Origin of the sequence: Microbacterium sp. LBN7 (assembly GCF_045690345.1) — a bacterium.
In the GTDB taxonomy this organism is placed as follows: Bacteria; Actinomycetota; Actinomycetes; order Actinomycetales; family Microbacteriaceae; genus Microbacterium.
This window is the reverse complement of sequence record NZ_CP147856.1, coordinates 2,476,249-2,498,855: the sequence shown is the minus strand read 5'-3', so window position 1 is coordinate 2,498,855 and position 22,607 is coordinate 2,476,249. Positions and strand designations below refer to the sequence as shown.

The window sequence follows — 22,607 nt, the reverse complement described above, 5'->3', positions numbered from 1 at the left end:
ACGCCGGCGCCGCCTCCGTCCGCTACTTGATGGAGGTCGTCCGCAGGTACTGCAGCGAGCCGTTCACCATCGGAACGAAGCCGTCGACGGACGACGCCGTCGCGGTGTAGGTGTAGCTGGTGAACAGCCAGATCCACGCGGCGTTGTCCTCGAGGTTCTCGGAGACCTGCGCGTAGATCTCCTTGCGCTCGTCGGCATCCGCCGTCTGACGGCCCTCGGCGAACAGCGCGTCGAGCTCGGGCGAGGAGTAGCCGGCGACCTTGTTCAGGTTCCCGGTGCTGGTGAAGTACCGGCCGTACATGCCGTCGGGGTCGGGGCGTCCGCCGTTGAGGGCGACGGCGGCGTCGAAGTCCGCGGCGATCCAGCGGTCGACGAACGCACCGGATTCGAGGACCTCGATCTCGAGGGTGATGTCGGCGTCGGCGAGCTGGGCCTTGAGGTTCTGCGCCTCGTTCACCGAGGTGGCGTACTCGCCCTGCGAGACGATCGCGTTGATCGTGACGCCGTCCTCCTTGCCCGCCTTCTTCAGGTACTCCGCCGCCTTGTCGAGGTCGCGCTCCGGGCAGGGGCGCGCGTCGGGGTCGGACTTGTACGCGGGAGAGGTGATCGGCCCCGTGACCTCGCCCTCGCCGAGGGCGGCGGTGTCGAGGACTTCCTGGCGGTCGATCGCGCACTGGATCGCGAGACGCACGTTGACGTCGGCGAGGTCGCCGCGCGTCGCGTTCAGCTGCAGGGCGTGGTAGCTCAGCTGCGGCGTGGTCGCGACCTCGACGTTCGCGCCCTCGGCAGTCTGAGCGACCAGCGGGTCGTCGAACACGGCGAGCTGGACGTTGCCGGACTGCATCGCCGAGACGATCGAGGACTCGTCCGGGATGACGCGGAACTCGACGGTGTCGAGCAGCGCGGCGTCGCCCCAGTAGTCGTCGTTCTTCGCGAGCGTGAGCGACTGGCTCGGCGCACGGTCTTCGAGGACGAAGGGCCCGGTGCCGTTCGGCGTGGTGTTCAGCGCCTCCTCGGTGTCGTCCGAGGACAGCATCGCCATGTTGATCACGGCGAGGTTGGCGGGGAGCGCGGCGTCGGGTGCGCTGAGCGTGAGGGTGACGGTCGTCTCATCGGTCGCCTCGACGGCCGTGACCGAGGCCAGCGAGCTGCGCGCCACGGCGGCGGTGGCCTCGAGGGCGATCGCGTCGAGCGAGTACTTCACGTCCTCGGATCCGAAGGTGCTGCCGTCGGCGAAGGTCACGCCCTCACGGAGCTTGAGTGTGACGGTGAGCCCGTCCTCCGAGACGTCCCAGGACTCGGCGAGCCCGGGGACGACGTTGAGCTCCTCGTCGAACTCGGTGAGCGTGCCGTAGAGGTTCTGCAGGACGTTGACGGCCTGGAACTGCGTGGCCTTCCAGGGGAACAGGGTGTCCGGGTCGCTGGTGACGCCGATGACGAGATCGCCGCCGGCTGCGCCCTCGGAGGGGGACGGATCGGATGCCGGGGCGGAGCACCCGGTCATGACGAGGGCGAGGATGGCTCCCGTCGCGGTGAGAGCGCCCAGTGACGCCCGCCGTGCTGTGCTCATTGCTGATTCCTCCTGCTGGCTGGGACGCGTCGCCGTGGCGTCGGGGAGGCGCTTGCGCCTGCTCGCCCGCGAACATCGTCGGTCTTGGTGGTACCAAAAGTACACGAAAGTCACTTCTTATGTAACAGAAGTTCCTCTAGTGTTATGAAACATCGATCGGAGACCTCCATGCCCCATCACGCCGCCCTCGACGACGCCGGCGGGCACCCTGTTCTCGTGCGCATGCGCGCGATCCGCCCCGAGCTGCGCCCCAGCGAGCAGCGGATCGCCGACCTCTTCCTCGCGAGCCCCGCCGAGACGGCAGGGCTCTCCATCGCCGAGCTGGCGCAGCGCTGCGACACCTCGACCACCTCGGTCGTGCGCTTCTGCAAGCGGCTCGGCTACGACCATGTGCGCGAGCTGCGCAACCACGTGCTGCGCGACGTCGAGCGCGAGACCTTCGACACGGCGGCCCTGCCCGACGTCTCCGGCGACATCGACCGCAACGACACCCTCGCCGACATCGTCGCGAAGGTCTCGCTCGCCGAGACGCTGTCTCTGGCCGACACCGCCAAGGTGCTCGACACCGACGCGCTGCGCGCGGCCGTCGACGCGATCACCTCCGCGTCGAGGGTCGACATCTTCGGTGTCGGCGCGAGCTCGATCGTCGGGCTCGACCTGCAGCGCAAGCTCACCCGCATCGGCCGGACCGCCCTGGACTGGTCCGACCCGCATGCCGCGTGGACATCGGCCGCCACCCTCGGTCCCGGCAACGTCGCGATCGCGGTCTCGCACAGCGGCTCGACGACCGACACGATCGAGTTCCTCCTGCTCGCCCGCCGCGCGGGAGCGACGACGATCGCGATCACGAACCACGCCGGAGCCCCCCTCGCCGACCAGGCCGACATCGTGCTCACCACGGCGGCCAGGGAGACCGGGTTCCGCTCCGGGGCCCTCGGCAGCCGGATCGCCCAGCTCATGGTCGTCGACTGCATCTTCATCGGCGTCGCCCAGTCGAATTACGACCGCTCGATGGAGGCGCTCCGCGACACCTACGCCGCCGTGCACCGCATCAGAGCGGGCGGCGCGTGACGAGCAGCCGCGACCGCACGGGTCTCTTCGCCGCCTTCGCGGGCCTCGGCGTCACGGCGTCCTTCGTCCCCGCGGTGCTGCCGGCGGCCGAGCGGGCGATCGGGACGGCGCTCAGCGTCGCCGTACCCGTGCTCTTCGCCGGGCTCCTCGTCGGCGTGCTTCTCTCGGGCCCCCTGCTCGTGCGGCGCCCTCCGCGGACCGCACTCATCCTCGGCAGCGCGCTCCAGGCCGGCGCGATCGTCGCCGCGGCGTGGGCGGGCCACCCCGCGGTCTTCATCGCTGCGGCAGCCCTGGCCGGACTCGGGTTCGGTCTGGTCGAAGCGGCCGGTTCCGTCGCGGCGAAGGCCGCAGCAACCGGCAGCGCCACCGGGCTGCTGAGCGCACTCATGGGGACCGTGGCCGTCTGCGCCGCCGTCACCCCTCTCGCCGTGGCCGCCGGAACCGGGGCTCTGTCCGCGCTGAGCATCCTCGCCGTCGTCCCTCTCATGACGATCGTCCTGCTCGCCGGAGGGCGCGCGCCGTCGACACCCGCCTCGGACACCCCGACGCGTCGAGACCTGCGCGGGCTGACGGCGCTGCTCCCGTTCGCGGTCGCCCTGCCGCTGTACGTCGGCGTCGAGACCGTGCTGTCCGGATGGTCGGCGGTGATCCCCGAGCGGGCTCTGGCGCTCGAACCCGCGGCCGCGGCCCTCGGCACGTCCGCCTTCTGGGCGCTGATGGCACTGGGCCGCTTCGTCGCGGCAGCCCTCCGCCGCGCTTCCGTTCCACCGGTCGCGATCCTCGCCACCGGCACGATCGGGGCCGCGGGCCTGATGGCCACGGCCGGAGTGCTCGTCGGCGACACCCCCGTCGGCGCACTCGTCGCCCTCGCGGCATCCGTCGTCCTGCTCGCGCCGAGCTACGGCCTCATCCTCGGGCTCGCGCTCGATCGGCTCGATGCGGTGCGCAGCGCCGCGGTGACGGGCGCCCTGGTGGCATGCGGCGCGGTCGGCGGCACGTTCGTGCCGAGCCTCGTGCTGCTGATCGGCCGCGACCCGGCATCGAGCACGACCCTGATCATCTCGGCCGCGCTGTGCGCCGTCGTCCCGGTGCTGGTTCTGATCGCCGCACGGGCACAGCAGAGGACCTCCGCGACGAACTGAGCGGCGGGACTTTTCCTCCACAGCGAGGCAGATTCGTCACGTCGTCCACCATCGCTGAGCCTGCATTTTTCCTGGTCGCAGAGAATATCGGTTTCTTCGATAACCTGCTGGCACATCCCGAACCTGAGCCGCAGAATGGAGCCGTGTACGTGTCCGTGGAGACCTTGACGATCGTCATCAGCGCGATCGGCATCGTGCTGACCCTCGGGGCGAGCCTGTTCGCCGGTTTCGCCTGGATGGTGCGCCGCATCGACGCGGTCGACACGAAGCTCACGACCCGCATCAACGCCGTCGACGAGAAACTCACCGCACGAATCGACGCCGTCGACGAGAAGCTCACCGCACGAATCGACGCCGTCGAGGAGAAGCTCACCGCACGCATCGACGCCCTGGCCGACGAGGTCACCGGAGTGAAGATCGCGATCGCGAGGCTCGAAGGACCGCCCCGCCACCTCGTCACAGCGAGCACCTAGCGCAGCACGAGCGCCGCAGCGCCGATGAGCGGACCCTCGTCGCCCAGTCCCGAGCGCACCACGCGCGCCTTGCGCGAGTACTCGTGCGCGGCACTTGCGGTGAGCGCCTGCTGGACGAGGTCGATGTAGTCGTCGGACACGCGGGAGAAGCCTCCCCCGATGGCGACCGTGTCGAGGTCGACGAGGGTCGCGGCATCCGCCAACGCCTCACCGACAGCCTTCGCCGAGCGCTCGATCGCGGCACGCGCGATGGCGACTCCCGCCGCGGCGTCCCGAGCGAGGTCCTCGCCGGTCGCGCCGCTCCAGCCCTGCTGCTGCGCCCAGGCGGCACTCGCGGGCCCGGAGGCGATCTCCTCGAGCGTCAGCCCGCCCTCACGGCGCACCTGCCCGAGGTGGCCGGCGTTGCCGGTGGCGCCGGGGATGTAGGACCCGTTGACCACGAACCCGCCGCCGACGCCGGTGGACACGACGATCGAGAGCGAGGAACGGGCATCCTTCGTCGCACCGAGCCAGGACTCGGCGAGCGCGAGCGCTCCGCCGTCATGGCCGAAGACCGTCGGCAGCTCCCGGCCGAGGAGGCCGGAGGCGGCTGTGCGCACCGCCTCGGCGAGACCGTATCCGCGGGCCGCAGGCATGTTCACCGGGAGGATCTGGCCGACGTTCCGGTCGATCGGCCCCGCGCTGCCGATACCGGCGCCGACGAGTTCGGCGTCGTCGGGGAGACGGGAGAGAGCGTGGGCGATCACGGTCGCGATCGCGTCGTCGAGCGACGCGGGAGTGGCATCCCTGCCGGTCGCCCGGCGGCTGCGGCTTCCGCGCACGAGCACGCCGTCTTCGCCGACGAGCGCGGCTTCCATCTTCGTGCCGCCCACATCGACGGCCAGGGCGTAGCGCGTCACTGGGGGTCGAGCCCGAGGTCGTCGAGGTCGAAGGCGGCGCGCCACTCGAGGCCCTCGGCTTCGATCGCCGCCTGGGCGCCGGTCTTGCGGTCGACGATCACGGCGACGGCGACGATCTCGGCACCCTCGCGGCGCAGCGCCTCGACGGCTTTGAGAGCGGACTGCCCCGTGGTGGAGGTGTCCTCCAGCACGACGACGCGCTTGCCCTTGACGTCGGCGCCTTCGATCTGACGGCCGCGGCCGTGGTCCTTCGGCTCCTTGCGCACCACGAACGCGTCGAGCGGGCGACTCGCTGCGACCGAGGCGTGCAGCACGGAGTTCGCGATCGGGTCGGCGCCGAGCGTGAGGCCGCCGACGGCGACGATGTCGAGGTCGCCGATGAGGTCGAGCATGATGCGGCCGATCGCCGGAGCCGCGCGGTGGTCGAGGGTCAGCTTGCGCATGTCGACGTAGTACGTCGCCTTCTTGCCACTGGAGAGGGTGAAGTCGCCGTGGAACACCGCCTCGTCCTTGATCAGGTCGAGAAGGGTCTGGCGGTCTGCGTCGAGTGCGGTCACGGCATCCAGTGTAGAAGGCGCGGTTGAATCGGCGACGCTCGATGACATAGGATTCCGTCATGCGAAAGTTAACATTCGCAGTGTGAATAGTTGAGATCGAGAAGAGGAGACGTCATGTCTACCCACCGCCAGATCGCCGCGATCAACTACGAGACGGCCGTCCGCGCCGTCGCCATCGCGATGGAGGTGGGCGAGAGCCACGGCGTGAAGACCGTCGTCGCCGTCGCCGATCCCTCGATGACGCTCATCGCCTACGGCATGTCCGACGGGGCCACACCGCACAGCGCAGAGACCAGCCGTCGCAAGGCCGCGACGTCGGCATCCACTCGTCGGCGCACCGGGCTGATCCCCGAAGCACTCAGCACCACGCTGCCCCTGGGCACCGGCGGCGCCCTCACGACGATCGACGGAGGCGTGCCGATCTTCTTCGGCGACGACCACGTCGGCGGACTGGGTGTCGCCGGCGGAACTCCCGTCCAGGATGCGGAGATCGCCCTGGAGACCCTGCAGCGCCTCGGCGCCCGAAGAGAAGGAATGCCCACATGACCTCGTATCTCACCCGAGCAGACCTCTCGGTGGCCGCGCCGATCGTGGAGTTCGCCGAGACGTCGCTCGCCGCTTCAGGACGCGACTCCGAGGCCTTCTGGCGCGAGGCGAGTGCGCTCATCCATGATCTGGGCCCGCGGAATGCGGAGCTGCTGCAGAGACGCGCCGAGCTCCAGCAGCGCATCGACGACTTCCACCGCGCGAACCCCGGAGCGCCGGATCCCGCCGCGTACCGGGCGCTGCTCACCGATGTCGGCTATCTCGTCCCGGTTCCGGATGCCGTGTCTGTGACGACGGAGGATGTCGACCCGGAGATCGCGACGATGGCCGGGCCGCAGCTGGTCGTGCCGCTGCTGAACGCCCGGTTCGCACTGAACGCCGCCAACGCCCGATGGGGCTCCCTGTACGACGCGCTCTACGGCACCGACGCCGTGGACCAGACCGGCGATCTGGCACCGGGATCTCAGCACAACCCGGTGCGCGCCGCCGCGGTCGTCGCTCGCGGGCGCGAGTTCCTCGACCAGATCGCTCCGCTCGCCGAGGGCTCGCACCGCGATGCGACCGGTTACCTCGTCGACGCGGACGGCCTCGTGATCCGGACGCCCGGGGGCGACCGACGCCTCGCCGCACCCGAGGGTCTCGTCGGCTTCACCGGAGAGGCCGACGCCCCGACCGCCGTGCTGCTGCGGCACCACGGCCTGCACGCCGAGATCGTGATCGACCACGAGGGCGCGATCGGGCGCACCGAGGAGGCGGGGGTGCAGGACATCGTGCTCGAGTCCGCGCTCACCGCGATCCTCGACCTGGAGGACTCGGTCGCCGCCGTCGACGCCGACGACAAGGCCCTCGGCTACCGCAACTGGCGCGGGTTCATGGACGGCACGCTCACCGAGTCGGTGACCAAGGCCGGGCGCACGTTCCTCCGCGAGCTCGCACCCGACCGCACCTACCGCGCGGTCGACGGCGGCGAGCTGACGCTGCCGGGACGAGCGGTCCTCTTCGTCCGCAACGTGGGTCACCTCATGCGCACCGACGCGGTGCTCGATCGCCACGGCGAGCAGACCTTCGAGGGGATGCTCGACGCGATCATGACCGCCCTCGGCGCCCTCCCCGAACTCGAGGGGCCGCACCGCGGACGCAACTCGCGCAGCGGCTCGATGTACATCGTCAAGCCGAAGATGCACGGCCCGGACGAGGTCGCGTTCACGGCCGAGCTCTTCGGTCGCGTGGAGCAGCTGCTCGGGCTGCCCGCGCGCACCATGAAGATCGGGATCATGGACGAGGAGCGCCGCACGTCGGTGAACCTCCTGGCCGGCATCGCCGCGGCATCCGATCGCGTCGTGTTCATCAACACCGGATTCCTCGACCGCACGGGCGACGAGATCCACACGTCGCTGCACGCGGGGCCCTTCCTGCCGAAGGCGGGGATCAAGGCGCAGCCGTTCATGGCGGCCTACGAGGCCCGCAACGTCGCGATCGGGCTGGCCGCCGGACTCGGCGGTCGCGCGCAGATCGGCAAGGGCATGTGGGCCGAGCCCGACCTCATGCGCGACATGCTCGAGAAGAAAATCGCGCACGTGCGATCCGGGGCCTCGACCGCGTGGGTCCCCTCGCCGACCGCGGCGACCCTGCACGCGCTGCACTACCACCAGGTCGACGCGTTCGCGGTGCGGGAGACACTGCCCGCCCTCGACGAGGCCTCGCTCGACGTGCTGCTCACGCCTCCGCTCGCCGGAGAGGGAGACCTCACGCCCGAGATCGTCGCCGATGAGATCGACAACAACGTGCAGTCGATCCTCGGCTACGTCGTGCGCTGGATCGATCAGGGCATCGGCGTCTCGAAGGTGCCGGACATCCACGGCACAGGCCTCATGGAAGACCGTGCCACGCTGCGCATCTCGAGCCAGCTACTGGCCAACTGGCTCGCGCACGGCGTGATCACCGAGGCGCAGATCGACGACAGCCTGCGGCGCCTGGCACCGGTCGTCGATGCGCAGAACGCCGGCGACGCCGCGTACGAGCCACTGGCGTTCGCCGAGGGTGAGGAGCCCGGAATCGCCTACACCGCGGCCCGGCGACTGATCGTCGAGGGCGCGGCGCAGCCGAGCGGATACACCGAGCCGCTGCTGCACGGCCTGCGCCGCGAGAAGAAGGCGCAGCAGGCGACCGCTGTCGGAGGCCGCAACTAGGCTGGACGCATGCGCTTGGCCACCTGGAACGTCAACTCCATCCGCACCCGCGTCACCCGCACCGTCGAATTCGCCGTGCGCGAAGACATCGACGTGCTGGCGATGCAGGAGATCAAGTGCAAGCCGGAGCAGTTCCCGTACGGTCCGTTCGAAGAGGCCGGGTACCACGTCGAGGTGCACGGCCTGAACCAGTGGAACGGCGTCGCGATCGCGAGCCGCCTGCCGATCACCGACGTGCGCACCGCGTTCGAGGGGATGCCCGGCTTCGCGAAGGGGCATGAGGGTCCGGATGCTCCGCTCGAGGCCCGCGCGCTGGGCGTGCTGGTCGACGGCGTGCGGGTGTGGAGCCTGTACGTGCCCAACGGTCGTTCGCTCGACGATCCGCATCTCGCCTACAAGCTGCACTGGCTCGAGGCGCTGCGCGACTCCACGGCGGCCGAGCTCGCGGCGAACCCCGAGCTGCCGCTCGCGCTGGTCGGCGACTTCAACATCATCCCCTTCGACCATGACAACGGCGACCCCGACATCGTCGTCGGCCGGTCCACCCACGTCTCGCCGCCCGAGCGCGCCGCCTTCTTCGCGTTCGAAGACGCCGGAGTGACCGATGTCGTGCGCCCGCTCCTCCCCGAGGGGTACACGTACTGGGACTATCAGAGGCTGAAGTTCCCCCGCAACGAGGGCATCCGCATCGACTTCGTGCTCGGTTCGCGCACCTTCGCCGATGCCGTCACCGGCGCCTCGATCCACCGCAACGAGCGCAAGGGCGAGCAGCCCAGCGACCACGTGCCCGTGGTCGTCGACCTCGATCTCGGCGGCGCCGAGGACGACGACGACCTGCCGATGATCTTCTCCTGACACTTCGACAGGCTCAGGGACACATCCGATGCGCCTGATCGCCACCGATCTCGACGGCACGCTTCTCGACTCCTCATCGCACGTCTCCCCGCGCACGCGTACGGCGCTGGATGCCGCTCGTGAGCGCGGCATCCACGTCGTCCCGGTGACCGCCCGCCAGCCGATCGGCCTGCGCGCGATCGCGGCAGATGCGGCGTTCCACGGTTGGGCGCTGTGCAGCAACGGGGCGTATGCCGTGCACCTGACCGACGAACGGATGCTGTTCGCCGAGGAACTCCCCGCCGACACGATCCGCACGCTCGCCGAGGCGCTGCGCGCCAGCATCCCCGGGCTGCTGTTCGCGAGCGTGCGCGACGCCGGCGAGACGTTCGTGGCGCAGGAAGGGTATGCGGCGATCGCGGACCTGACCGATCACAAGCGAGCCCCGGAGACGATGGGCGGCGTCGCTTTCGACGACGTCGTGTCCGCACCGAGTGTTAAGTTCGTGATCCGGCATCCCGAGCTCGCCGCCGCCGCACTCTTCGATACCCTGCGTTCGCTCGGCCTCACCGGTTTCGAGGCCACTCTGTCGGGCGCGCCGTTCGTCGAGGTCATGGCCGAGGGGGTCACGAAGGCCACGGGGCTCGCACGCCTGTGCGCGCACCTCGGCATCGACCGCGCCGACGTCGTCGCGTTCGGCGACGCGCTCAACGACGTCGAGATGCTCCGCTGGGCCGGGCGCGGCGTCGCCATGGCCGGCGCGGAGGCCGTCGTGCAGGATGCCGCCGACGAGACGACCGCGTCGAACGACGATGACGGGGTGGCGCAGGTGATCGAGCGGATGCTCGGAATCTCCGCCTAGAGCATTTCTCGTGCCGACGAGAGGAGCCACTCCATTGCCTCCACCGGAACGTCAGGCTCGAAAACGGTCACCGTCCGCGCCCGGGTGGAGTCGTCTTCATAGACCTCAGCGATGATCACGCCACCAGCTCTGGTCAGCTCGAGGGCCATTCCATCACGCACGCCGACAGAGCTGGCCAGCACGAGAGAGTATCCGTCGATCATGATTCCGGTGCGGAGTCGACTGCGTGTGTATGCGTCTCCAAGAGTTCTTTGAGCTCCTGGTCGATGACCAGGATCAGGAACGATTCCGCGTCGTAGATCGAGTGGATGACGGCTCGCGCCTCGCGTACCAGCAGCTCGATGTCCGATTCGGACAGTGGACCACTTGGGGGGCGAAAGGCGTGACCACCTTGAGCACCGCAGATGAAGGCATTCAGCGGATACCCCGACGCTCCGGTCCGTAGGAGGCGCGTCAGGCGGTCGGGGGCCGACTGCAGGTCATTCCAACGAATGACTCGGTCATCGATGAATGAGACGTCGTCGAGTCCCGGGTCACCGCGGCGCGCAAGATCGTCGTCGACCACGAGGATGCTGTCCGAGATTGCGGAGAGACTCCGAAGGAATCTCCCCAGAAGGAGATCGGCATCGCCGAGCTGCGCAGATCGCGCGAAATCTGCCACATCGGCGCCGGCCCGATCACGAGGCATGATCGCAAAGGCGTGGACTTGTTCGTGGTCGAGCCTGGCGGCCATCTGTGCGGAGATACCGGACCCCTGGTCGAGGGATTCCCTTGACCAGGCCATCGCTTGGCCACGCGAAATCGGTACCCACGCCCCATGAATGTGCATGGCCGCGTGGCTCCTCCTCAGACCTGCACCCGACGGCGCCGCCGCACGAGGGTCAGACCCGCGAGCAGCAGCAGCAGAGCGGTCGCAGCTGCGGCGACCGGCGCATCCGAGCCCGTGTTCGCGAGAGCACCTCCGGTTCCGCCGGTGGTGGCCCCTCCCGAACCGGTGCTCCCTGCGGCTGTGACGTTCAACGCCGCGGTCGCGACCACGGTCGCGCCGGAAAACGCGACCAGCGTGTGGGCGCCGGCCGGAGCACTGGCCGGAATCGTGAACGAGCCCTTCAGCACACCTCCCGCGTCTGCCGTCAGCGTGCCGAGCACGATCGGGTCGGAGTGCAGTTCGAACGTGATCTCGGCACTCGGCGCGAAGCCGGTTCCCGAGACCGTGATGTCGCCTCCGGCCTGCGCGGCGCCGGACGAAAGCACGAGAGTCGGCTCTGGCTCCGTGTCGGCCGTGAGCAGGAAGTCGATCCCCTGCACGATGTCACCCGGGGAGAGGGAGAGCGGCGTCGCCTCGGCAGCCGTCTCGACCCCGTCGAAGAACTGCGAGATCGTGGCCGTCGCGCCATCCGTGAACGTGGCCGTTGCCTTCAGGATGTATGTCCCCTTCTGGAGAAGCATCGAGTAGGCGCCCGTGGCCGGGTCGGCATACTTGTTCGCGACCTGGATGCCGTCGCTCCAGGCTTCCACGAGGATCTCCGACGCTGCGCCGGCGTCGACCGTCACCGTGCCGGTGACGGTCGCGATCTCGTCGAGCACAGCGTCGACGCTCTCGACTTCGTCGCCCGCAGAGACGGTGACGGCGGTCGCAGCGTCCCAGACTGGCGCATCGTTCCACCACTCCTCCGCCAGGCCGGAAGAACGGAAGAGCACCTTGTAGGTTCCCGCAGGAACTGCGACGCGGTAGCCGCCGTCGACCTCCGTATAGCTGAACTCGAAGTCGAACCGCTCATCGACGTCGTAGACCAGCACCGAGGAGAACAGCGGCTGCCCGTCGGCCCCACTGGTCACCGTGCCGCTGATGTACCCCGCGGCGGCGAGAGCCGCATCCACGCCCGCGGTCGTCTGCCCGCTGACGACAGCGATGACGGTCCCGGAATCCCCCCGGTACTGGTTCTCCCAGAACTCGGACAGCAGCTCCGGATCCGGAGAGCCGAAGCGCAGCCGGTACGAACCATCGGGGAGACCGCCGAGGTGGTACCCACCCGTCGCATCCGTCCGGGCCATTCCGACGATCTCGTTGTGCGCATCGAGAGCGGATACCGAGACGTTCTCGAGCGGGGAGCTGTCGTCCTCGCGGGTGACGACACCCGTGATCGTGCCTCCCACGCTCAGCGCGGCGTCGATGCCCGCGACGACGGTGCCGTCGCCGATGACGATCGGAGTCGCAGAATCCCATCGCTCGGCGTTCTCCCAGTACTCCGACTTCAGATCGGTGCCTTCGGGGGTGAAGGAGACCAGGTGGGAACCGGGCGCCAGACCGGTCAGCGAGTAGGCTCCCGTCTCGTCCGTCTGCGTCGATACCCAGGCCGCCCCCTCCCCGCCGGCCGAGACCGTGACGCCCTCGAGCGGAGTGCCGTCGTCCTCGCGCGTGACCACCCCGCTGATGAAGCCCGACCCTGCGGCGTCCTCCGGTCCGGCGGCAGCCGCCGTCGTCGCACCGCCCAAGGCGAGCGCGAACGCCGCCATCCCGCCGAGCATCGCCCGCATCATCCCGCGTCGTCGCGTCATCGCGTCATCGTCCCACCCTGTGAAGGAGGTCGTGCGCGCAACCCTCACGCTGTCCCGCTCGGCCCTCGAACCTCTGCCGAAAATGCGGCAACGGATCGAATCTAGAGGATGCCTGCACAGGAAGGAAATAGTCGATTCTACGGATGAACCGGAACGAAACCTCTCACTCGTATGTCCCGAACCTCGGCGCCTGTCCGTGCACCGGAATCCCCGATTCCGACGGGTGGCATGGTGCTTGAGCCTCACTGCTCACCATCGCGGGCAACCACCGATCAGTCGGAACTGCGCCTCGGCACGCATATCAAGAGAAAGAAAGAAGTCGCGCCCGTTACTGAACCCGCGGCTAGAGGGAAACCACCGACTTGCGCCAACGAGAACCAAGTTAGCGCGTAGACCAGCAACCCCGAGATGCTCGCCGCGACGATCTTTCCCCCGAGCGAGGCGCGGACTCGGAAGGCGACACCAGGAGCAATCGAGGCGACGAGGAGTACGACAAACATTGCTGCGCTCGCAGAAAAAGCGTCGCGAATACGCGCCGCAGGGCCGCGATCGAGAACTACTTGACCGAGAAACAAGAATCGATACGAAAACCCGAGCACGACCGCGAGCGCTGCGATGACAGGAAGACACCAAAGCACGAATCTGGCTAACCTGACCTTCTCCGCGTCACTCACTGGCGAAGCATCCGTTTCAAATTCGCGGCCTGCATGTCCGGAGCCCCTTGACGGCATTCTGGGCGAGAGTGGCCACCCGTCCCGTTCGTTACGGTCTGCACGTCCACCGTCCCCTCCAGATTCGAGAACAACCACGTCAACGTCGTCCCCGTGGTCCCGGTCTTCGCCGACTTCTCCGCAATCGGCTTACCCTCCGCACCACTGTACGTCCGCACACCCGCCACCACAGAAGAACCCGCAGCCTGCGACAACACCGTATCTCCCACGAACAACGACGCACCCTCCGTCGTGTTCGTGCGCAAGAGGATGCTGCCATCCACGTCGTACACCGTGTCCTGCGTCACCGAACCGGCAACGACCTTCGACACCTTCCCGACATCGTTGAACGTGATGGTCTGCCCCGGACGGCCCGTCATGTTCCCCGCCGCGTCATACGAATATGACCCCGGACCCACACCAGCCGGCCCCGTCACCGAGTTCACCGAATGCGGACGATCCCCCACCCGCCGCCGGATACGTGTACGCCGCCGTCGACACCGTGCCCAACGTCGAACGCTTCACCAGACCCGTAGAGATATCGCAAGGTCATCGATTGGGCCTGCTTCTCCACTGCCGCGCCGCCAGTAGCGACCTCGCACCCGTCAACGTGGGTTTGCCGGAGCCAAGATCATAAATACTCCAAATGCGATGAACGCACACCCGACTATGATGATGTGTTTCCAAGTTGAATTCGGTCTCACTGCGTCATCAGCCATTGGTTCGCCATAAAATAGACGCAACACGAAGTGGATAAGTCTTGGAATCTGTCGGTTCAAAATGATCACTAAGACACCTACGCAGACGACAATCACGCCTACTACTGCTTGGGCTGACATCGCGACCTCCAATCTAGAAGCTCCACTTGACACCGACCGAACATCCCCGCCGCCACCGTATCTGATCCCACCTGATGAGGTTGTGGCGAGCCGAATTCCGCCCGGAGAGTCTTGCTTCTCAGCAACACCCAAACCCACCTGAGCCGCCGCCCCGACGACGGCCGTCGCTGAGCATTCGCCAATGACATGGAAGGGAGCTGGTTCTTGCATCGAAACCCCCGTATTGAAACTTACTTCTCCTCTTGGGCCCAGCATCACAGACCCACTAAACCCGCTACTCGGAGCCCATTCGATTCCGCCGCAAAGCACGAAACATAATTGTCCCCCGACGCCAAACTCAGGCTGGGGCCATTGGTAGTTCGGAACTGTCCCGACGAGCGGTCCCCATCCTGGCTGCAAAGGCTTTTTGTTCGATGCAGTGGATTTCGGCAGGGTCCCCGCTATGGCACGGTCTATGAGTGACGTACGGTTTAGCTCGAGCGTCGTGGGGCCCCAGATCGAGCTCGTGACAGGACGCGGTTTGTAGTCGGGGTTCCGGCGCAGTTGGTTGATGGTCGTTCCATTCGACAGCTCCTGCACCGGCACGCTTATCCAATAGCTTGGCGGCGGGGGCGACGCGGGCTTCTTAGTGCAGCTCTTTCCCCAGCCGCATCCCGGATCCAACCTCAGCCCCGTCGGGTCCATATAGGTGGTGGGGTTGTTGCCGGAGTACGTCTACCCGGTGTTCTGTTGAGGGAGGTTCGTGTCGATCACGGGATCCACGGACAGGAACTTCCCCAACACCGGGTCATACGTACGGGCACCGACCGTCGTCAGACCCGTCGACGCCGTCGCCGGCTTATTCATGTACCCGGTACCGCTCGACCACACCCCGTTTGACCCACCGATCGGCGCACCATACGGATCACGAAGAATCCGGGTCGTCACACCCGTCGCATTCGCTACCGTCTGCACGTCCACCGTCCCCTCCAGATTCGAGAACAACCACGTCAACGTCGTCCCCGTGGTCCCGGTCTTCGCCGACTTCTCCGCAATCGGCTTACCCTCCGCACCACTGTACGTCCGCACACCCGCCACCACAGAAGAACCCGCAGCCTGCGACAACCCGCGAGACAACTAGGTCGTATTCGGACAAGGCTGAGAAGACACGTCTCCCTCCGGCGTCACCCACTCACCCGCCGAGAGTCCTTCCTCCGGAATCATGAACAGCGCGGAAGTGACCTGCCCTTTCTCCTCGTTCATGTCCAAGAAGTACCGCACGCCCGGCTCGATAGTTGGCTGCAGGCTGACGCCATCGACCAGACCGGCATTTTCACCACCGACGACGAGAACCTCTCCAGCCGCGATGGTGCGGTCGCCGGAGGCCTCCCATACGTGCCGGCGCCCTTCGACGCCGGGAAGGTCTGGCCGTTCTTCCACATAAACCGTGGTGATCGTCCGAGATTCGCAGGCCGCGATCAGGAGGTTCTCGCCATCAGTTCCGAGCGCATATGGACCGTACTGGTAGTAGGTCTCGCATCCGGTCAGGACAAGCACCACGCTCGTCAAGAACGCAAGTGCAATCGCGTGCCGCGAGCTCGATCTTTTCAGCCGCACCGTTCGTAGCCTCCTCCGGGCGGCGCACATCACTCGTATGTGCCGACCTCCGGCACCTTCTCCGTCCGCCCGTAGCGCAGCAGCGTCACGCCACCGTCGTCGGTCTTCGCCGGCTCGAGGAGCGTCAGGACGGCGGGCAGTGCGTCGTCGTCGAACACCTTCTTGCCGGCGCCGAGGAGGATCGGGTACACCCAGAGGTTCAGCTCGTCGAACAGCCCCTCGGCGAGCAGGGTGTGCACGAAGTCGACGCTGCCGATGACATGCACCTCGCGGTGGTTCTCGCGCATCGCGGCGATCTCGGCCGCGAGGTCGTCGCCGACGCGGGTGCTGCCCTCCCAGTCGAGCGTGAAGTCGGCATCCCGCGTCGCCACGTACTTGGGCACGCTGTTGAAGAGTGTGCCGATCGCGCCGGATTCACCCTCGGTGTGGTGCGGCCAGTACGCCGCGAAGATGTCGTAGGTGCGACGGCCGAGCAGCAGGGCATCGAGCTGCTGCATGCCCTTCTCGACCTCGGGTCCGACACCCGACGAGGGGTGCCCTGCCTGCCAGCCGCTGAAGCGGAAGCCGCCCGAGGTGTCCTCGTCGGTGCCGCCCGGCCCCTGCGCGACGCCGTCGAGGGTCATGAAGAGGTCGATCAGGATGCGACCGGATGCCGCCGTGCTCGAATCAAGAGTGCTCATGTCCTGCTCCTTGCTGTCGGTGCGACGAATCGGGATTGCGAGATGAACGCTACGCAACCTCGATCGCGCTGTCGATGGGGCGACCGGGTCCGCCGCGTGGGGGATGCCCTGGCATCCGCTCCCCCATACGGTGGGAGGATGCCCGCCGTCCCGTTCACCCGCACGCCGACCGCCCGAGAGCAGCGCAGCGACCTGCTGCTCGCCGCCGTGCTGTTCGTCGGCGCCGTCCTGAGCGCCGGGCTCTCCTCGATCGCGCAGATGTACGGCGACGAGCAGGCCGACCTGTGGACCGCCGTCGTCTACGCCGTGGTCGTCACCGCGCCGCTGGCCTTCCGCCGCCGATGGCCCGGCATCGTCGCCGTCGTCACGGCCACGGCCTACTTCGTCGCCGTGACGCTCAAGATCCCTGAGGTCTACGTCGGCAACATCGCGATGTTCATCGGACTGTACTCGGTGGGCGCATGGATGAACCACCGCCGTCGCGCCATGATCGTGCGCATCGCGATCATCGTCGGCATGTTCGCCTGGCTGCTGATCACGATGTACTACGAGGCGATCACGCAGGCCGATGAGGCCGAGGTCGTCGCGGGCGCCTTCTCGCCCTACGTCGCCTTCATGATGATCCAGATCCTGTTGAACGCGCTCTACTTCGGCGGCGCGTACTACTTCGGCGAGCGCGCCTGGCACTCGGCCGCGGAACGCGAGGTCCTCGAGCAGCGCACGAGCGAACTGGAGCGCGAGCGCGAGGTCACTGCGGCGCAGGCGGTCGCGCTCGACAGGGTCCGCATCGCCCGCGAGCTTCATGACGTCGTCGCTCACCACGTCTCGGTCATGGGGGTGCAGGCGGGAGCCGCCCGGCTCATGATCGACCAGGATCCGGCGCAGTCGACCCGCATCCTCGCCGGGATCGAGGACTCGGCGCGCGACGCCATCAGCGAGCTGCGGCAGCTGCTCGAGACGCTGCGCACCCCCGGGGGCGACACCGCCGAGCCGGCATCCACTCTCACCCTCGACGACATAGCCGAGCTCGTGGCCGCCTCGACCGACGCCGGCCTTCCGACCGACTACGCCGTGATCGGGGAGCCCGTCGCCGTCCCTTCGCTCATCGCCGTGAACCTGTACCGCATCGCGCAGGAGTCGCTCACGAACGCCCGCCGCCACGCGGGCGTCGGAGCGACGGCCGACGTGCGCGTGCGCTACGACGACGACGGCGTGGAGGTCGAGATCGTGAACACCGGACGCACGGTCGCCCAGCTGCGACCGGGCCTCGGTCAGCTCGGCATGCGCGAGCGCGCCGCAGCGTCCGGCGGCACCCTCGAGGTGACGCCCCGGCCCCTCGGCGGTCTGCGCGTGCGCGCCCGCGTCCCCCTGCCGGTGACCGCCGAGGCGAGGAGCACCCGATGACAGACCCGCAGATCCGCGTCCTCATCGTCGACGACCACTCGATGCTGCGCGCGGGATTCCGCACGATCCTCGACATCCAGCCCGACATCACGGTGGTCGGCGAAGCGGCGACGGGAGCCGAGGCTGTGGCCCAGGCATCCGCTCTCCTCCCCGACGTCATCACGATGGACGTGCAGATGCCCGACATGGACGGCATCGAGGCGACCAGACGGATCGTCGCCGATCCCGCCGTCGGAGCGGCGATCGCGATCGTCACCACGTTCGACCAGGACGACTACCTCTATCAGGCGCTGGATGTCGGAGCCAGTGGCTTCCTGCTCAAGAACGCCGGCGCCGAAGACCTGATCGCCGCCGTGCGCGCCCTGGCCGCCGGCGACGGGATGCTGGCGCCCGAGGTCACGCGCCGGGTGCTGGCGCGGTTCGCCGGAGCATCCGCTCCTGCGCCCGCTGCCGTCCCGCCGCCGAACCCGACCGTTCTGGCCGAGCCGCTCACCGACCGCGAGGCCGAGGTTCTGACGCTGCTCGCCGATGCGCGCAGCAACGCCGAGATCGCGACCGCGCTCTTCATCGGCGAGGCCACCGTGAAGACGCACGTCTCGCGCATCCTGCAGAAGCTGGGAGCGCGCGACCGAGTGCAGGCCGTGGTCCTGGCGCATCGGATGGGTCTCGCCTGAGGCGACCGTGGTCGAGTACTGGAATCACAACAGCGCCTACCACCCGTGGATCATCGGGATCGTGTCCGGCATGCGTGCTCCCGATGTGCTCGATGTGGGATGCGGCGAGGGGCTGCTGCTGCAGCGGCTCGCCCCTCTGAGCGCCACGGTGACGGGCGTCGAGCCCGACCCGGGGGCGGCCGCGCGAGCGGGTGCCCGTCTGCTCCGCACGCCGAACGCATCCGTCACGACATCGGACTTCGCGGCCTTCGACGCGGGCGACCGCCTCTTCGACGTCATCACCTTCGTCGCCGCACTCCATCACATGGACACGCGTTCGTCGTTGGCGAAGGCCGAGACGCTCCTGCGCCCCGGCGGGAAGCTGCTCGTCGTCGGGTTGGCCGCCAACCGGACGTTCGCGGACTGGGCCGTCTCGGGCATCGCGCTGCCCTGGGTGCGGCTCGGATCGATGCTCCACCGGGAGTCGCGCGACATCGGCGTCCCCACCGCCGAGGCCACGGAGAACGTGGCAGAGATCCGAGCCATCGCTCACGAAGAACTCCCCGGCGCTCGGCTCAGACGCGGCCTCTACTACCGCTACCTGCTGTCCTGGACGAAGCCGACCGACGACGTCGATGGCGCTGTCACCGACCCTCCGCGATAGCCTCGTACCCATGCCCGGCGCTGCTCCCCTGTCCCGCCCGATCCTGGCGGGAGTGGTCACCGCGCTGGTCGGCTTCACGAGCTCCTTCGCGGTGGTGCTCACGGGTCTCGATGCCGTCGGCGCGACGCCGGCCCAGGCGGCCAGCGGACTGCTCGCGGTCAGTCTCACCATGGGGCTCGCCTGCATCGTGCTGGCCTGGCGATACCGGATGCCGATCACCGTCGCGTGGTCGACTCCCGGGGCGGCGCTGCTCGCGGCGACCGGTGCGGTCGACGGCGGCTGGCCGGCGGCGGTCGGCGCGTTCCTCGTGACCGCGGCGCTCATCCTCCTCACAGCCCTGTGGCCGGCGCTGGGCGCGCTGATCGCCCGCATCCCGCCGTCGATCGCGCAGGCGATGCTGGCCGGGGTCCTCCTCCCGCTCTGCCTGGCGCCGATCAGCGGCCTCGTGGCGAACCCCTGGGGCGTGGTCCCCGTCGTGCTCACGTGGCTGGTGTTCGCGCGCCTCGCGCCGCGCTGGGCCGTACCGCTCGCTTTCGTCGCGGCGGCCGTCGTCGTCGCGGTCTCGCTCGTCCACACCGGCACGGCGTTCGATCCGGCTCTCCTGCTCCCGCGCGTGGAGCTGACCACGCCGACGTTCACGGTCGGCGCGCTCGTCGGCCTCGCCCTGCCGCTGTTCATCGTGACCATGGCGTCGCAGAACGTGCCGGGCATCGCGATCATGCGCAGCTTCGGATACGAGGTGCCCTGGCGTCCTGCGATGCTCGTGACCGGACTCGGCACCGCGCTCGGCGCCACCGCGGGCGGTCATGCGATCAACCTCGCCGCCATCAGCGCGGCTCTCGCCGCGTCTCCGGATGCCGACCCCGACCCGAAGCGCCGCTGGGTCGCCGGCGTCTCGACGGGCGGGTCGTACCTCGTCCTCGGCGCCTGCTCGGCCGCGTTCGCCGCGCTCGTGACTCTCGCACCAGAGGCCGTGATCCCCGCCGTCGCCGGCCTCGCGCTGTTCGCCGCCTTCGGCGCCGCCGTGCACCAGGCCATCGACGACCCGGGCGAGCGGATCCCCGCCGTCGTGACCTTCCTCGTCGCGGCATCCGGCATCTCGGTGCTCGGCGTCAGCGCGGCGTTCTGGGCGCTCGTCGCGGGACTCGTGGTGCGTGCTGTCCTGACCCTTCGACAGGCTCAGGACCCCAGAGCGCGGGGCTGACGCGATCCGCCGTCGGGATGACATTCGCCTGTCCGCCGCGCGGGGGATGTCGCAGCTCCCGGCTCTCCGTAACGTGAAGGGCATGCGATGTGCGGAGCGAACGAAGGAGTCGACATGACGACAGGCAGGCTCGAACTCACGGGCATCACCAAGAGCTACGGCTCGCGGCGGGTGCTCGATGACGTGTCCTTCACGGTCTCGCCGGGGCGGCTGACGGGATTCGTCGGCGGCAATGGCGCCGGCAAGACCACCACCATGCGGATCGTCCTCGGGCTGCTCTCGTCCGACGGCGGCACCGTCGACCTCGATGGCGCGCCTCTGACGGCCGCCGACCGCCGCCGCTTCGGCTACATGCCGGAGGAGCGCGGGCTCTACCCGAAGATGAAGGTGCGGGAGCAGATCGTGTACCTCGCCCGCCTGCACGGCTTCGGCAAGGCGGAGGCCACGAGCAGGGCGACCGAGCTGCTCACCGAGCTGGGACTGGGCGAGCGGCTGAACGACACGATCGAGTCGCTCTCGCTCGGCAACCAGCAGCGCGCGCAGATCGCGGCCTCGCTCGTGCACGACCCCGAAGTGCTGATCCTCGACGAGCCGTTCTCCGGGCTCGACCCTCTCGCGGTCGACGTGGTCGCCGGCGTTCTGCAGTCGAGCGCCGCGAAGGGCGCATCGATCCTCTTCTCCTCGCATCAGCTCGACGTGGTCGAGCGGCTGTGCGACGACCTGGTGATCCTCGCCGGCGGCACGGTCCGCGCATCCGGTTCGCGTGACGGGCTGCGCGCCGAGCACGCCCGCGACCGCTACGAGCTCGTCTCCACCGGCGACGCCGGCTGGCTGCGCACCGAACCGGGTGTCACGGTCGTCGACTTCGAGGGCGGCTACGCGCTCTTCGACGCCGATGGCCCCGAGACCGCGCAGCGGGTGCTGCGCTCCGCCGTGGAGCGCGGTGACGTCGCGAGCTTCGCCCCCAAGCATCCGTCTCTCGCACAGATCTTCAAGGAGGTCATCCAGTGAGCGCTTCGACCCCCACCACCGCGAACGGCATCTGGCTCGTCGCGGAGCGCGAGATCGGCTCCAAGCTCCGCAGCAAGGCCTTCCTCATCTCCACGGGCATCCTGCTGCTGATCGCCCTCGCCGGCATCGTCATCGGCGGATTCGCGAGCAAGAACACCGCGACCGAGACCATGCCCGTCGCCGTCACGTCCCAGACCTCCGCCGCCGTCTCGGCGCTGCCGAACGTCACGGTCACCGAGGTCTCCGATCAGGCGGAGGCCGAGCAGCTGGTCCGCGACGAGAAGGTCGACGCCGCAGTGCTTCCCGGCTCCGGCGCCTCCGACTTCACGATCGTCGCACTGAAGGATGCCCCCAGCTCGCTGGTCTCCGGTCTGTCGAAGGCGCCGGAGATCACGATCCTGGAACCGGCGACGACCACCTGGATCCTGCGCTACTTCATCGCGATCGGCTTCGGGCTGGTCTTCATGATGGCGGCGGCGACCTTCGGCGGGACGATCGCGCAGAGCGTCGTGGAGGAGAAGCAGACGCGCGTCGTCGAGGTGCTGCTGTCGGCCATCCCGGCGCGCACGCTGCTGGCGGGCAAGGTCGTCGGCAACACGATCCTCGCGATGGGCCAGATCATCGCTCTCGCTGCGATCGCGACGATCGGGCTGATCGTCACCGGCCAGCGCGACGTGCTCTCGATGCTCGGCGCGCCGATCATCTGGTTCGCGGTGTTCTTCCTGTTCGGGTTCATCCTGCTCGCCGCTCTGTTCGCGGCGGCGGCTTCGATGGTCTCGCGCCAGGAGGACATCGGCTCGACGACGACCCCGATCACGATGCTCGTGATGGCGCCGTACGTTCTGGTGATCATCTTCAACGACAACCCGCTCGTGCTGACGATCATGTCGTATGTGCCGTTCTCGGCCCCGGTCGGGATGCCGATGCGGCTGTTCGTCGGCGAGGCGCAGTGGTGGGAGCCGCTGCTGAGCCTGGTGATCCTGCTCGCGAGCTGCGTGGCCGCGATCGTCGTGGGCGCGAAGATCTACGAGAACTCGCTCCTGAAGATGGGATCCCGCGTCAAGCTCGGAGAGGCGCTGCGCGGCTGACGCCCCAACCCACGAACCCCCTGTCGCGCGTCGCGGCAGGGGGTTCGTCGTTGCGC

22 protein-coding genes are annotated in these 22,607 nt (G+C 68.4%); 13 read left to right on the top strand and 9 right to left on the bottom strand.

All coding sequences use genetic code 11. From position 1 onward, the window contains the following. Positions 1-22 precede the first annotated feature (22 nt). On the bottom strand, positions 23-1,570 hold the full coding sequence (locus LBN7_RS11985) for an ABC transporter substrate-binding protein (RefSeq protein ID WP_116633781.1): 1,548 nt from the start codon (positions 1,568-1,570) through the stop codon (positions 23-25). 168 nt (positions 1,571-1,738) lie between these two features. On the opposite strand from LBN7_RS11985, the gene LBN7_RS11980 reads away from it, so the two are divergent. The 3 genes from LBN7_RS11980 to LBN7_RS11970 all read left to right on the top strand — a co-directional run bounded on the left by LBN7_RS11980 (position 1,739) and on the right by LBN7_RS11970 (position 4,256). Continuing rightward, positions 1,739-2,641 (top strand): MurR/RpiR family transcriptional regulator, encoded by a 903-nt coding sequence (locus LBN7_RS11980; RefSeq protein WP_407359759.1) that lies wholly within the window; start codon positions 1,739-1,741, stop codon positions 2,639-2,641. Continuing rightward, positions 2,638-3,783 carry an MFS transporter gene (locus tag LBN7_RS11975; protein WP_407359758.1) on the top strand — a complete coding sequence of 382 codons (1,146 nt, stop codon included), beginning with the start codon at positions 2,638-2,640 and terminating at the stop codon, positions 3,781-3,783. Before LBN7_RS11980 ends, LBN7_RS11975 begins: the two co-directional genes overlap by 4 nt. A 143-nt stretch (positions 3,784-3,926) precedes the next feature. Beyond that, positions 3,927-4,256, top strand: coding sequence for a hypothetical protein (locus LBN7_RS11970; protein WP_407359757.1), 330 nt, complete (start codon positions 3,927-3,929; stop codon positions 4,254-4,256). Here LBN7_RS11970 and LBN7_RS11965 read toward each other — a convergent pair. Both LBN7_RS11965 and pyrE read right to left on the bottom strand, forming a co-directional pair. Further along, positions 4,253-5,155, bottom strand: a complete 903-nt coding sequence (locus LBN7_RS11965) for an ROK family protein (RefSeq protein WP_116633778.1) — start codon at positions 5,153-5,155, stop codon at positions 4,253-4,255. The two genes, LBN7_RS11970 and LBN7_RS11965, sit on opposite strands and share 4 nt — an antisense overlap. Then, entirely contained in the window at positions 5,152-5,712 is a 561-nt protein-coding gene (gene pyrE, locus LBN7_RS11960) for an orotate phosphoribosyltransferase (protein ID WP_116633777.1), read from the bottom strand. The genes LBN7_RS11965 and pyrE overlap by 4 nt, the downstream gene beginning before the upstream one ends. A gap of 114 nt (positions 5,713-5,826) precedes the next feature. On the opposite strand from pyrE, the gene LBN7_RS11955 reads away from it, so the two are divergent. Genes LBN7_RS11955 through LBN7_RS11940 form a run of 4 tightly spaced genes read left to right on the top strand, consistent with a single transcriptional unit; the run spans position 5,827 to position 10,143 of the window. Beyond that, on the top strand, positions 5,827-6,258 hold the full coding sequence (locus tag LBN7_RS11955; RefSeq protein WP_116633776.1) for a heme-binding protein: 432 nt from the start codon (positions 5,827-5,829) through the stop codon (positions 6,256-6,258). Next, positions 6,255-8,447, top strand: coding sequence for a malate synthase G (locus LBN7_RS11950; RefSeq protein ID WP_407359756.1), 2,193 nt, complete (start codon positions 6,255-6,257; stop codon positions 8,445-8,447). The genes LBN7_RS11955 and LBN7_RS11950 overlap by 4 nt, the downstream gene beginning before the upstream one ends. Before the next feature lie 9 nt (positions 8,448-8,456). Further along, positions 8,457-9,302, top strand: a complete 846-nt coding sequence (locus LBN7_RS11945) for an exodeoxyribonuclease III (protein WP_407359755.1) — start codon at positions 8,457-8,459, stop codon at positions 9,300-9,302. 28 nt (positions 9,303-9,330) lie between these two features. Continuing rightward, positions 9,331-10,143 carry an HAD family hydrolase gene (locus tag LBN7_RS11940; RefSeq protein ID WP_341947342.1) on the top strand — a complete coding sequence of 271 codons (813 nt, stop codon included), beginning with the start codon at positions 9,331-9,333 and terminating at the stop codon, positions 10,141-10,143. A 199-nt stretch (positions 10,144-10,342) separates the two neighbouring features. On the opposite strand, the gene LBN7_RS11935 is transcribed toward LBN7_RS11940, so the two are convergent. The 6 genes from LBN7_RS11935 to LBN7_RS11910 all read right to left on the bottom strand — a co-directional run bounded on the left by LBN7_RS11935 (position 10,343) and on the right by LBN7_RS11910 (position 16,527). Beyond that, positions 10,343-10,876: a hypothetical protein gene (locus LBN7_RS11935; protein WP_407359754.1), complete on the bottom strand. Its 534-nt coding sequence runs from the start codon at positions 10,874-10,876 to the stop codon at positions 10,343-10,345. Between the two features lie 113 nt (positions 10,877-10,989). Then, complete coding sequence (locus LBN7_RS11930; RefSeq protein ID WP_407359753.1) at positions 10,990-12,702, bottom strand: collagen binding domain-containing protein; 1,713 nt, start codon at positions 12,700-12,702, stop codon at positions 10,990-10,992. 272 nt (positions 12,703-12,974) lie between these two features. Next, positions 12,975-13,376, bottom strand: coding sequence for a hypothetical protein (locus LBN7_RS11925; protein ID WP_407359752.1), 402 nt, complete (start codon positions 13,374-13,376; stop codon positions 12,975-12,977). Further along, complete coding sequence (locus LBN7_RS11920) at positions 13,373-13,792, bottom strand: hypothetical protein (RefSeq protein WP_407359751.1); 420 nt, start codon at positions 13,790-13,792, stop codon at positions 13,373-13,375. The genes LBN7_RS11925 and LBN7_RS11920 overlap by 4 nt, the downstream gene beginning before the upstream one ends. 1,575 nt (positions 13,793-15,367) lie before the next feature. Next, positions 15,368-15,787 carry a hypothetical protein gene (locus tag LBN7_RS11915; protein ID WP_407359750.1) on the bottom strand — a complete coding sequence of 140 codons (420 nt, stop codon included), beginning with the start codon at positions 15,785-15,787 and terminating at the stop codon, positions 15,368-15,370. A gap of 89 nt (positions 15,788-15,876) precedes the next feature. Further along, the gene (locus tag LBN7_RS11910; protein ID WP_407359749.1) at positions 15,877-16,527 is read right to left on the bottom strand and encodes a dihydrofolate reductase family protein; all 651 of its coding nucleotides are present in this window, start codon (positions 16,525-16,527) and stop codon (positions 15,877-15,879) included. Between the two features lie 138 nt (positions 16,528-16,665). Here LBN7_RS11910 and LBN7_RS11905 point away from each other — a divergent pair, with 138 nt between their 5' ends. From LBN7_RS11905 to LBN7_RS11880, 6 genes are all read left to right on the top strand, one after another. Next, on the top strand, positions 16,666-17,931 hold the full coding sequence (locus LBN7_RS11905; protein ID WP_116633767.1) for a sensor histidine kinase: 1,266 nt from the start codon (positions 16,666-16,668) through the stop codon (positions 17,929-17,931). Further along, positions 17,928-18,605, top strand: a complete 678-nt coding sequence (locus LBN7_RS11900) for a response regulator (protein WP_407359748.1) — start codon at positions 17,928-17,930, stop codon at positions 18,603-18,605. The genes LBN7_RS11905 and LBN7_RS11900 overlap by 4 nt, the downstream gene beginning before the upstream one ends. Positions 18,606-18,612: 7 nt before the next feature. Continuing rightward, a complete protein-coding gene (locus LBN7_RS11895; RefSeq protein ID WP_407359747.1) occupies positions 18,613-19,248 on the top strand; it encodes a class I SAM-dependent methyltransferase in 636 nt (211 codons plus the stop codon). 10 nt (positions 19,249-19,258) lie between these two features. Further along, a complete protein-coding gene (locus LBN7_RS11890) occupies positions 19,259-20,452 on the top strand; it encodes a benzoate/H(+) symporter BenE family transporter (protein WP_407359746.1) in 1,194 nt (397 codons plus the stop codon). Positions 20,453-20,566: 114 nt separating this feature from the next. After that, a complete protein-coding gene (locus LBN7_RS11885; RefSeq protein WP_116633763.1) occupies positions 20,567-21,463 on the top strand; it encodes an ABC transporter ATP-binding protein in 897 nt (298 codons plus the stop codon). Beyond that, positions 21,460-22,551: an ABC transporter permease gene (locus LBN7_RS11880; protein WP_407359745.1), complete on the top strand. Its 1,092-nt coding sequence runs from the start codon at positions 21,460-21,462 to the stop codon at positions 22,549-22,551. The genes LBN7_RS11885 and LBN7_RS11880 overlap by 4 nt, the downstream gene beginning before the upstream one ends. The last annotated feature ends 56 nt before the right edge of the window (positions 22,552-22,607 follow it).

What these genes read in the sequence shown, in the direction of transcription:
- LBN7_RS11985 (WP_116633781.1), bottom strand. Translation starts at nt 1,570, where the DNA reads ATGAGCACAGCACGGCGGGCGTCACTGGGCGCTCTCACCGCGACGGGA.
- LBN7_RS11980 (WP_407359759.1), top strand. Translation starts at nt 1,739, where the DNA reads ATGCCCCATCACGCCGCCCTCGACGACGCCGGCGGGCACCCTGTTCTC.
- LBN7_RS11955 (WP_116633776.1), top strand. Translation starts at nt 5,827, where the DNA reads ATGTCTACCCACCGCCAGATCGCCGCGATCAACTACGAGACGGCCGTC.
- LBN7_RS11950 (WP_407359756.1), top strand. Translation starts at nt 6,255, where the DNA reads ATGACCTCGTATCTCACCCGAGCAGACCTCTCGGTGGCCGCGCCGATC.
- LBN7_RS11945 (WP_407359755.1), top strand. Translation starts at nt 8,457, where the DNA reads ATGCGCTTGGCCACCTGGAACGTCAACTCCATCCGCACCCGCGTCACC.
- LBN7_RS11940 (WP_341947342.1), top strand. Translation starts at nt 9,331, where the DNA reads ATGCGCCTGATCGCCACCGATCTCGACGGCACGCTTCTCGACTCCTCA.
- LBN7_RS11935 (WP_407359754.1), bottom strand. Translation starts at nt 10,876, where the DNA reads ATGGCCGCCAGGCTCGACCACGAACAAGTCCACGCCTTTGCGATCATG.
- LBN7_RS11930 (WP_407359753.1), bottom strand. Translation starts at nt 12,702, where the DNA reads ATGACGCGACGACGCGGGATGATGCGGGCGATGCTCGGCGGGATGGCG.
- LBN7_RS11920 (WP_407359751.1), bottom strand. Translation starts at nt 13,792, where the DNA reads ATGACGGGCCGTCCGGGGCAGACCATCACGTTCAACGATGTCGGGAAG.
- LBN7_RS11910 (WP_407359749.1), bottom strand. Translation starts at nt 16,527, where the DNA reads ATGAGCACTCTTGATTCGAGCACGGCGGCATCCGGTCGCATCCTGATC.
- LBN7_RS11905 (WP_116633767.1), top strand. Translation starts at nt 16,666, where the DNA reads ATGCCCGCCGTCCCGTTCACCCGCACGCCGACCGCCCGAGAGCAGCGC.
- LBN7_RS11900 (WP_407359748.1), top strand. Translation starts at nt 17,928, where the DNA reads ATGACAGACCCGCAGATCCGCGTCCTCATCGTCGACGACCACTCGATG.
- LBN7_RS11890 (WP_407359746.1), top strand. Translation starts at nt 19,259, where the DNA reads ATGCCCGGCGCTGCTCCCCTGTCCCGCCCGATCCTGGCGGGAGTGGTC.
- LBN7_RS11885 (WP_116633763.1), top strand. Translation starts at nt 20,567, where the DNA reads ATGACGACAGGCAGGCTCGAACTCACGGGCATCACCAAGAGCTACGGC.